This window comes from Lysobacter enzymogenes (assembly GCF_017168095.1).
Taxonomy (GTDB): domain Bacteria; phylum Pseudomonadota; class Gammaproteobacteria; order Xanthomonadales; family Xanthomonadaceae; genus Lysobacter; species Lysobacter enzymogenes_D.
In genome coordinates this window covers 1-3,019 of sequence record NZ_LXSD01000633.1, presented here as the reverse complement: position 1 = coordinate 3,019, position 3,019 = coordinate 1, and the positions used below count along the sequence as shown (strand labels likewise).

Genomic DNA, 3,019 nt, shown 5'->3' with positions numbered 1-3,019 from the left:
CGCAGCGGCGGCGACCGGCGCGGACGCGGCGACCGGCACTGCGGCCGGTGCGGGGTCGGCGCTCGCTGTGGCTGCAAGTGGCGCAGGCGCGGACGCGGCGACGGACGCCGGAACGGGCTCCAGCGCGCTCAGATGCGCGGCCAGCGCGCGCACGCTGGGATACTCGAACACGATCGTGCTGGACACATCCGGGAAGCGCGCGCGAAGCAGGTTGGCCAGGCGGATGGCCAGGATCGAATCGATGCCGTAGCTCTCGAACGGCTCGTCGGCGTCGACGTCCTCCACCGGCAGTTCCAGCACGTCGGCGACCTCGCGGCGGACGAAGCGCAGGGTCTGCTCGCGCAGGGCCGGATCGGCCGCGGCCGGGGCCGGCGAAACGGCAGGCTCCGTCGCAGCAAGTTCCGTCGCAGCAAGTTCCGTCGCAGCAGGCTCCTTTGCAGCAGGCTCCGTTGCAGCAGGCGCTGGGGCAGCCTGCGCCGCCGCGGGCGCAGCGAGGCCGGACCGGCCGGGGCCGGGCGCGCCGGCATCGGGTTCGCGTGCGGGCACCGCCGTGCTCTTGTGTCGAAACACTCCATCGCTCTCCGCAAGGATGATTTGCTGTCCGAACCGATGCGCGTCCCCGAGCGGGAAACGGATCGCGCGGAACCCTTCTTCCTGCAATACCCGGCGCCAGCTCGCCGGCGCCAGCCCGGGCGAGCCGGGTTCGCGCAGCCAGCCGTCGCGGTGCGCCCACCAGCCCGGCAACAGGCCGAAGGTCAGGTGCGCGAACAGCTCGTGGCCGCGCATTTCGTTGACCACCAGCAGGCCGCCGCGGCGCAGCGCGCCCTTGGCGTGGCGCACGCTGCGGTGGATGTCGACGGTGGCGTGCAGCACGTTGGTCGCCACCACGATGTCGTAGCCGCCGCAATCGACGCCCTGCGCCGCCAGCGGCCGGTCGATGTCGAGCAACTGGCAACGCAGGTACGGCGCCGACGCCCGATACTCGCGCTCGGCATGGCCGAGGAACGCGCGCGACACGTCGGTATAGCGATACTCGGCGACCGCGGCCGCATGCGGCTTGAGCGCTTCGAACACGCGCGCGCTGGTGGCGCCGGTGCCGGCGCCGATTTCCAGCAGCCGCAGCGGCGCATCGGGTTCGGCGCGCAGGCGCTGTTCGGCATAACCGGCGACCAGGTCCGCGGCGACCCGGTTGAAATAATCGATGTACGGGTTCTGCTTGTAGACCCGCTCCACCCGCTGCACCGAAGCGTCGGCGAACATGATGTCGGTGGCTTCGCGGCGGCCGGCGAGGATGTCCGGCAAGGCGCGCAGCAGCGGCCCGACCAGGGCGGCGTGGGCGCGCTCGCTTTCGCTGTGCAGCGGGCCGGCGAAGTAGCTTTCGGCGACCTCCCAGTCGTGCCCGGACAGCGGTCGCGCCAGCGCATGCACGCCGTCCGCGCGCTCGTGCGCGAGGCCGGCGCGGACCAGGAACGCCAGCGCCTCGCGCAGCCACGGCGCGTACAGCGCCGGCTTGCCCAGGCGCGGCTGCAGCGCGTCCCAGCGCAGTTCGGTCGCGCCCGCGGCGGCGCCGGCGAAGCGCGCGATCTGGTGCAGCATGCCGCTGGCGAGCGCCGCGTCGAGCGGATCCGCGCCGGCGCGTTCGCCCCGCTCCGCCGGCTCCTGCGGCTGCGGAATCCGGGCGAGGTCGGGCGGCGCGAAGCGCAGGCCGGCCGCGGCGCCGGCGAGTTCGACGGTTTCCTCGTTGAGGATCGGCAAGGCCGCGCCGCCGTGCGCGGCGGCGCGCTTGAGCAGGGCGAGCTGTTCGAACGGTCCGGCCAGCGCGGTCTCGATGAACGGCATCGCCTCGGCCGGCTCGATCGAGCCTTCGCCGATGTGCTCCATGCGGCGCCGGTGCGCGGCCGAGGCGACGATGCCGACGCTGCCCCAATAGCCCCAGTTGATGGTGCGCGCGGCTGCGTGGCCCTTGCGCCGCATCCAGGTCGCCAGGGCGTCGACGTAGGCGCTGCCGGCGGCGTAGCTGCTCTGCCCGGGCGAAGGATTGAAGCTTTGCAAGGCCGAGAAGAACAGCACGAAGTCGGCCGGCCGGTAGCGCGCGAGCGCGCCGGCCAGGGCCGCGCCGGTGGCGAGCTTGGACGACAGCGCCTGGGCGAAGGCGCCCTCTTCCACCGCCATCACCCCGCGGTCGTGCAGGTTCAGCGCCGAATGCACGAAGCCGTGGATGATGCCGTGCTCGGCTTCGACCTGTTTCAGCGCCGCTTCCAGTTCGCTGCGCTTGCGCGCGTCCGCGCGCAGATAGCGCAGGCTGCCGCCGAGACCGGACAGGCGCTCGACGGCGGCGGCGATCTCGCCCTCGGGCGCGCGCCGGCCGAGCCAGACGACGTTGGCGCGGTAGCGGCGCAGCACGTACTCGCTCCAGGCCTGGCCGAGTCCGCCGGCGCCGCCGAGCACCACGTAGACGCCGCCGGCGACCATGCGGGTGCGGGTGGCTTCGGGCAGGCGCGCGGGCACCAGCCGGCGCAGATAGCGGCTGCCGTCGCGCAAGGCGACCGAGCTGTTTTCCGGATCCGCCGGCGCGTCGAGCAGCGCCGGCCACGGCGCCGATTCCGGCGCGTCGAGATCGTAGGCGTGCACCGACCAGTGCGGGTACTCCTTGGCCACCGAGCCGATGAAGCCATGCGTCGCGGCCTGGGCCGGATCGCCGGCTTCGTCGTTGCGCACCGCCAAGGCCTGCGCGGTGACCGCGATCAGGCGCAGCGCGCGCGGCTCGTAGCCTTCGCGCAGCAGCGCCTTGGTCAGGCGCAGGCAGCGCAGGACCCGGGCGTCGGGTTCCTCGCCGGCGGCGGCGCCGTGCGCGGCCCAGATCACGTGGGTGGGACGCAACGCGCGGATCGCGACGATCGCTTCGACCTGCGAGTGGTGCGCTTCCAGTTCGCGCAGCGTATCGCCGGCGCAGGCGGCGAGCAGCGCCGCGCGCAAGGCCGCGTCGGCGCCGATCAGCAGCACCCGGCGCGGCGCCGCG

Annotated in this window: 1 protein-coding gene; it reads right to left on the bottom strand. The window is 73.7% G+C overall.

Features of this window, described 5'->3' with window-relative positions; all coding sequences use genetic code 11:
- The coding region (locus A7A76_RS24615; RefSeq protein WP_206413790.1) for an SDR family NAD(P)-dependent oxidoreductase at positions 1 to 3,019 on the bottom strand (3,019 nt) is incomplete at both ends.